The organism is Neobacillus drentensis (assembly GCF_036965425.1).
Lineage (GTDB): Bacteria > Bacillota > Bacilli > Bacillales > Cytobacillaceae > Neobacillus > Neobacillus drentensis_F.
Genome location: NZ_JBALPP010000146.1, coordinates 1 through 7,037 on the forward strand (window position 1 = coordinate 1; position 7,037 = coordinate 7,037).

Here is a 7,037-nt window from a genome sequence, read left to right on the forward strand (position 1 = left end):
TTATAAGTTCGATTAACTTGTAGTTTCATTTTTCTCACTCCAATTTTTAATTTACTTGAATATAACATGTTTTTCGAATTTTATGCTTTTTAAAGTGAAGATTTTTGAAAAAAATTTTGAATTTTTTTTTGGGGATCGTTCAAACCCCAATATTACCGCTAAAAAAGTTCATAAAGTTGAAGCTATACCTTTAGATAAATTAAAATATTTTTATGCAACGGAAATTTATTCAGAGTACTTGCCAGAATATTGATTTTTAGGGAGAGATGAGGAATGAGTGATTTTAATCTTCAATTTCGGAACAGAATCGGATTGCAAGAGAAGGAAGTCATTACTTTTGAAAAATTGGATCTTGTCTTAGAAAAGACTGCTAAATCAATCCCTTTTGAAAATTTGTNNGAAAAAGACAACTGAAATTACAAAAGAGAATTTAATAAGCAAAATTATCGATAAAAAAGAAGGCGGGCTTTGCTATGACCTAAATTCCATCCTTTACTTATTCTTAGTTGAAAATGGTTTTAAGGCAAACATTGTTCGTGGAGTGGTATATGACCAAATTGGTCAGAGATGGAATACATTTGGGAGGACACACGTGGCCATTGTCATCACCCACAATGGGAAACAATATCTAATTGATACTGGTTTTGGAGGCAACTTACCGTTAAAACCTGTACCATTCACAGGTGAGGTTGTCACCTCTGGTAATGGCGAATTTAGAATTGAGAGATTTAATAATGAACACGGAGATTATGTTTTATTTATGAAAGTAAAGCATAAAGACAAAGAGTGGAAATTAGGGTATACTTTTGATTCCAAGGATATAATAAAAGACGTATCAAATTTAAATGAGGTACAAAAAATCATCATAGAGCACCCGGAATCCCCTTTTAACAAAAAACAGTTAATTACAAAGATAACGGATAGAGGGAATATGATTTTAACGGATACTTCTTTTACCGAATGGGATGATGGTAAAGTTACTAAACAGGAAATTGATAAAAATAGATTTAAAGAATTAGTTAAGGACCATTTTGGGATTCAATCTTAAGTAAAGCCAGCGTGTATCAACTCGCTGGCTTTACTAACATATAATTATCTTTTTTTGTTTTTGACTTCTTTTGAAGCGGGTTGATTTTTAACCACAACTTTTTCAAATTCTACGTATACATGAATGACTCGTTCATCAATTGTCTTAATGTCGACAACTTTTCCTTTTTTTCCTTTTATTTTTATCGGCTCATCGACCGAAGGAATCGTTGATCGCAGCTGACTTAAAACGATAGATTTATTTTCTAAAAAATGAATAACAACCACCTTTGAACTCTCCTTTATTATTCGGATTTTTTATAGGAAATTAACTTCTCCTTATAAATATTGAATAAGCAGGAGATTTAGACCAACCTGTAAACGTTTTAATTAATAGATATTTTGTGGCCGTGGAAAGGAGGGAACAGAAAAAATGTTCACGCAAAAAGATCCGTGACCAGAAAGAGTTTTTATACTTATCCTATTCCAACATTACTGCTCCTTCTTTCTAATAAAATCGTATCCCGCCAAACACCATCCATTTTACCGATACGCTCACGCCTCCCAACTTCCCGGAAGCCATATTTCTTATGTAATTGTAAACTTAAAGCATTCTCTGGGAAAATACTAGCTTGAAGCATCCAAAATCCTTTTTCTTCACTTACATCAATTAAAGCCTGTAAAAGCTTACTGCCTATTCCTTTCCCGCTGCTAGTTTGACTAACATAGATACTAACTTCAGCAACCCCAGAATAAACAGGTCGACTTGAAACAGGACTTAAAGCGGCCCACCCTAAAATAGTACCTTCAAAGCGGGCAACAATACGACAATTCGTTAAATGTCCGTTGTCCCATTCTTCCCAAGAGGGTGCAACTTTTTGGAAGGTGGCATTGCCGGTTGCGATTCCTTCCAGATAGATATTCTTGACCTGTTGCCAATCTTCTTGTTGCATTTTATCAATATTTATAAGATTTTTCATACGACCACCAACTTAATCTAAATTTCTTTAATTAATACTTTACTGATTATATCTAAGTATAGGATTGAACAACATAATCTTTGCAATAAAAGTAAGATGGAGTATTATGAAAATACTAATATTAGGAGCTTTCAAATGGACACAAAAACAAAATGGAATTCGAAGCATAAAGAAAGAATTGAACAGCTGAAGGAGCCTGCTCTTAATCTAAGATTAAAGAACATGTCTCCCTATCTTTCAGGAGGCACTGCACTTGATTTGGCTTGTGGTTTAGGTGGTAACAGTTTCTTCCTTGCGCGAATGAATTATTCCGTTGTGGCAATGGATATTTCGGATGTCGCTATCAACTATATTCAAGATTATTCTGTAAAAAATAATCTTAAGTTGCGGCCCCTGGTGACCGATCTAACGAATTTGAATAGTTTAAATTGGCCTAACAGCCCTTATGATCTAATAGTTATTTCTTATTTCCTAGATCGCTCCTTATTCCCCATTGTTAAGAACCTCATAAGAGAAGATGGTTATTTTTTTATGGAAACCTTTTATCAGTCTCCTCTGGATGAAAATCAGAGAGTATCCAATCAATATAAGCTTAAATCAAAAGAATTGTTAGCAGAATTTGGCGATTGGAAGGTAGTCTTTTTTGAAGAAAATGAAAAAGAGGGACGACAGACAATATTTTGTAAAAAATGTTAAATACATTTTTCCTTTGAAGCATAAACATTTGACCGTCTGTGTTCCATTGGATTTGAAAGATATTAATACTTTAAAAATAATCACTAAGTCATCGAATGATGGCTATTTTTAATTTATAATACATGATAGTATCGAATATAAATCCGTTGAAACATCTGTGGTGGGGGAACAGTTTATGGTGAGTGTTAAAACAGTAATAATCGATGGTGAAATTATTCATGTGTTTAAAAGTGCCATTTATCTTTTTGAATCAAGCACAGGAATCACTTTAGAGTTAGATCTGATTGTCAGTGAGGTTACAGTGAAAAAATATAAAAAGATGGAGAACCTTATTATTGAAATAGAGTTGGAGGATGGAAGAATCATAAATTCCATTATGCATGTAAAAGTCTTTTCAGGAGGTCTACCGCAGCTTAATTTATTTTGTGAGCTCGATGGCATTCATGAATATGAAGATTTTAATAAGGTGAACGAAAATGATGCTTGGTTTCCAAATATAGAAGAAGGAATCACGTTAGAAGAAATCAGGAAAGTTGAAATGCCGATAGAAGAAGTTAGTTTAAAATTAAAACTCCCAATCGACCAAGTGGAATGGTTGAAAAGTCAAAAAAAGGGAGCCTTAAATGAAATGTTTAAAGAATGGATTGAAAAATATAGAAATGTAAACAAAAGCTGAAGCTCGGTTTGACTTCAGCTTTTATTAATAGAATTAAAGATAAGGACTTTCGTGCTTAGCTTTGAGCCTCATCCAGCGGCGCTCTACCTCATCATCAAACATTTGCAGCATGTCTTTACTGTCCTCTGATAACATATGTTTCGTTTTTCCCATCAGCTTCAACCATTCGGTAACATCTAACCGTTTATTTTTAGCCTCAGGGTCATAAGTGATAGTTGTAATTCCTCGTTCCACTTCATAGAGAGGGAAGAAACAGGAATTCACGGCAGCCTCCACGATTGTCTGGCCTAATTCGTCCTTAGACTTCCAATTCAATGGGCAGGTTATTAATATTTTGCCGTAAACCAATCCTTCATTTTGGGCATACCACTGAGCCTTTGCGGCTTTCTTTAATAGGTCACGGTCAAACGCTTCAGTTCCGGTAAATACATATGGAATGTGAGTGGCGGCCATAATTTGGGCAGTATCTTTATGATGGAACGGCTTGCCTTTTTGGAAAGTGCCTACACTTGAGGTACTTGTCATATGCCCCATTGGAGTCGAGTAGGATAGCTGGCTGCCTGTGTTCATGTAGCCTTCATTATCGTATTCAAGGATGATCATTTTATGATTTCTTAGGGCTGTGCCAATGGCAGGGCCCATGCCAATATCCATTCCACCGTCACCAGTAACCATTACAAAGGTAAAGTCATCACTCAGGCCAAGTTCAGCAAATTCACCGCGCCTTTTTCGTTCATGAAACATTTCCACAAGACCAGAAAGAGTTGCAGAACCATTTTGGAATAAATTATGGATGTAAGTCGCTTTATGAGAACTATAAGGAAAACCAGTCGTTACGACCATGGCACATCCAGTATGGAATAAGGCTACAATATCTCCTTCAATCCCTTTGAAAAACAGCTCTAACCCGGAGAAAATTCCGCAGCCAGGGCACGCTCCATGTCCAGAAGCCAATCGTTTTGGTTTTTTTGTTAGGCTGCGCATCGGCGGAATTTTCACTTTTAGTTCTCCGGTAATTTCATCAGGAGTAACGGTAATTAAACCAGTATTCAAATCTTCTTTTTTCATTGGATTTAATACTCGTTTCGGTGCAAATTCAGGGGCTCCCGGATTGTGCCCAAAATAGTCAAAACTCTTTTCCACATGTCCTTTATGAGCTGCGTCAAGAGCTAAATGAAAAAACTGTTCAGCGTCATCGGCATAAAAATCTTTGCCGCCTAATCCGTAAACACGGTTAACCACTTTTGTATGAGCATTTCCAACTGTTTGCAGGGCAGCTCTTAATTCCAATGCCATATTTCCACCGTGTGCTCCATAGGAGTCTGCACGGTCTCCTACTGTTACCGCTTTCACATTTTTCAATGCTTCTGCCAATTTCTTTTGCGGAAAAGGACGAATCATATTAGGGGAGATGACCCCTGCTTTGATTCCTTGTAGACGAAGCTTGTCGGCCACATCTTTACAAACCTCGGCAGCTGAATTTAACATAAATACAGCTACTTCAGCATCCTCCATACGATATAAATCAAGGACTGGATATTCCCGCCCTGTTAATTGCGCATATTCTTTTGAAATGACTTCAAAGACATGTTCCGCATTATACATCGCTTCAGATTGTTGAAAACAATTATTAATATAGTCCGGTTCATTCATATATGGACCGATGGTCACCGGATTTTCCCGATCTAATGCATGAGGGAAGTTCCTTGGAGGCTCACCGATAAATTTCTGGACATCCGCTCTATTTTTTACAACTTGGACCCGCCGTTTTTGATGGGAGGTGAAATAACCGTCGAAAGAAACGATAACAGGCAGTCTGACTTCAGCATCTTCCGCAAGTTTAATGGCGATAATGTTCATATCATAGACAATTTGCGGATCACGGGCCATCAAGATGGGCCAGCCGGTATTCAAAGCAAAATATAAATCAGAATGATCTCCATGTATATTTAACGGACCCGAAACTGAGCGGTTGACTAAATTCAACACCATTGGAAAACGGGTTCCGGATTGAACAGGCAGCTGCTCTAACATATATAGAAATCCATTGGCACTTGTTGCGTTAAAAACTCGACCACCGCCAGTTGAAGCTCCGTAACAGATTCCAGCTGAGCCGTGTTCTCCATCAGCAGGAATCAACACGATATCATGTTCCCCTTTTGCTTTCATCCCATCAAGGAACTGGGCAACCTCAGTGGAAGGAGAAATTGGATAGTATCCCATTACATGATAGTTAATTTGGTGGGCTGCATAGGCGGCCATTTCATTGCCTGATTCAAATACAACACTTTGTTCAACTGTCCCTTTTGGAACAGGTAAATTTTCTTGGTTTACTTCAATGGTCATGAAAATCCCGCCCTTTCCTTAATTTCGAATCGCCAAATCAAACAAATGAGGTACACGGTTCTTATCAGCATAACCGTCATTATATTCCCTTTCTCCTGTAAGTGCTTCAACAGGACAAGCATGTACGCATTTCAAACAGCCCTTGCAATATTGGTAGTCAATCCCTTGAAGGAACATTTGGGCGCGGCCTCGTTTATCTTCCTTTTCTTCCCAAACAAAGCAAAAGTCGGGGCAGGCTGTATCACATGCTGCGCAATTAATGCATTTTTCTTCATGAAAGTGCGGGAGCATTCCGGCACGTGATATGCTTAAATCCTTTAAAATACTGTTTCCTGGATTTGTAATCATACCGCCAATGGCCTGAGTCTTATATCCGAGGAGCGGTTCTGGTCTTTTAAATGGTTTTGGTTCTGCCCCTTCATCAAGTTCATAGGTTTTAAATTCGACTTCAGTATACCCTCTGTTAAAGGTGCAGATATTTGGTTCGACTAAGTGAGGATACTTCCTCTCGAATGTTCGCCGAATGGTCTGTCTCATGGACTCTGGGTCTAAAAAATCCAGAATCCGGTAAAGCGCACCGAGCATGGCAGTGTTCGCTTTTGTTTGTTCCTCCAAAGCGATTCCTGTAGCATCTATAATGGCAATGGTTCCACCAGATATTTTCATTAGGTTTTTTAGTTCGTCAGGGGATTTTTGAGAATTCACTAAGATGGTGCTGTCAGGATAGATCCCGCTAGTGCAATCGATGGTTTTAAAAAGGGCATCATGGAAAATGCCAACAACATGAGGTCGTTCTATGGGAGTGGTGTCACGAATATTGGTATCAGGGTCACAAAAACGAATGTGTGCTTTGACAGGGGAGCCTTTTTTCTCTGATCCGTATGATGAAAAACCGACTCCATTTAGTCCGTTTCCAACAACGCCGTCCTCGGATAGCATTTTTCCCGCCAAATTAGCTCCTAAGCCTCCAATGGATTCGAGGCGGATTTCAAAGAAGCCTAATTCATTGATTTTCGGCAATTTTGACAATAGTATTCCTCCCATCTGTGTAAACCGAATTAACAATTAGAATTTTAAAAATTTTCAATAAATTACAACTTTTATTGTAACAGGTTATAAAAACAGATACAACAGTTTTTATAATGGAAAAATTGCATGATGTAATAATGGTGATTTTGTTGGGGTTATAAGTATTTAGTAAAGATTTGGTTACAATAATATACTTGGATTGATATAGTACAGATGTTGCATGTTGTATAACAGAAGCGCCGATCTAAGGCTTATTTCTAAAAATAAGAAGACAATTCAAAAAC

General features: G+C 37.5%; 7 protein-coding genes. 3 read left to right on the forward strand and 4 right to left on the reverse strand.

All coding sequences use genetic code 11. The features are described 5' to 3' along the window. The first annotated feature begins 385 nt into the window (after nt 1–385). A complete protein-coding gene (locus V7161_RS27740) occupies nt 386–1,048 on the forward strand; it encodes an arylamine N-acetyltransferase family protein (protein WP_335716025.1) in 663 nt (220 codons plus the stop codon). A gap of 44 nt (nt 1,049–1,092) precedes the next feature. On the opposite strand, the gene V7161_RS27745 is transcribed toward V7161_RS27740, so the two are convergent. Together V7161_RS27745 and V7161_RS27750 are read right to left on the reverse strand one after the other, a co-directional pair. After that, nucleotides 1,093–1,314 (reverse strand): hypothetical protein, encoded by a 222-nt coding sequence (locus V7161_RS27745; protein ID WP_335716026.1) that lies wholly within the window; start codon nt 1,312–1,314, stop codon nt 1,093–1,095. Nucleotides 1,315–1,502: 188 nt separating this feature from the next. Further along, nucleotides 1,503–2,006: a GNAT family N-acetyltransferase gene (locus V7161_RS27750; RefSeq protein ID WP_335716027.1), complete on the reverse strand. Its 504-nt coding sequence runs from the start codon at nt 2,004–2,006 to the stop codon at nt 1,503–1,505. Nucleotides 2,007–2,141: 135 nt separating this feature from the next. On the opposite strand from V7161_RS27750, the gene V7161_RS27755 reads away from it, so the two are divergent. Further along, nucleotides 2,142–2,702: a class I SAM-dependent methyltransferase gene (locus V7161_RS27755; RefSeq protein WP_335716028.1), complete on the forward strand. Its 561-nt coding sequence runs from the start codon at nt 2,142–2,144 to the stop codon at nt 2,700–2,702. Nucleotides 2,703–2,877: 175 nt separating this feature from the next. Further along, entirely contained in the window at nt 2,878–3,378 is a 501-nt protein-coding gene (locus tag V7161_RS27760; protein WP_335716029.1) for a hypothetical protein, read from the forward strand. 33 nt (nt 3,379–3,411) lie between these two features. Here the strand turns inward: V7161_RS27760 and V7161_RS27765 are convergent, their stop codons facing one another. Both V7161_RS27765 and V7161_RS27770 read right to left on the reverse strand, forming a co-directional pair. Further along, on the reverse strand, nt 3,412–5,724 hold the full coding sequence (locus tag V7161_RS27765; RefSeq protein ID WP_335716030.1) for a thiamine pyrophosphate-dependent enzyme: 2,313 nt from the start codon (nt 5,722–5,724) through the stop codon (nt 3,412–3,414). An 18-nt stretch (nt 5,725–5,742) separates the two neighbouring features. Beyond that, entirely contained in the window at nt 5,743–6,753 is a 1,011-nt protein-coding gene (locus tag V7161_RS27770) for a 2-oxoacid:acceptor oxidoreductase family protein (protein WP_335716031.1), read from the reverse strand. Between the last annotated feature and the right edge of the window lie 284 nt (nt 6,754–7,037).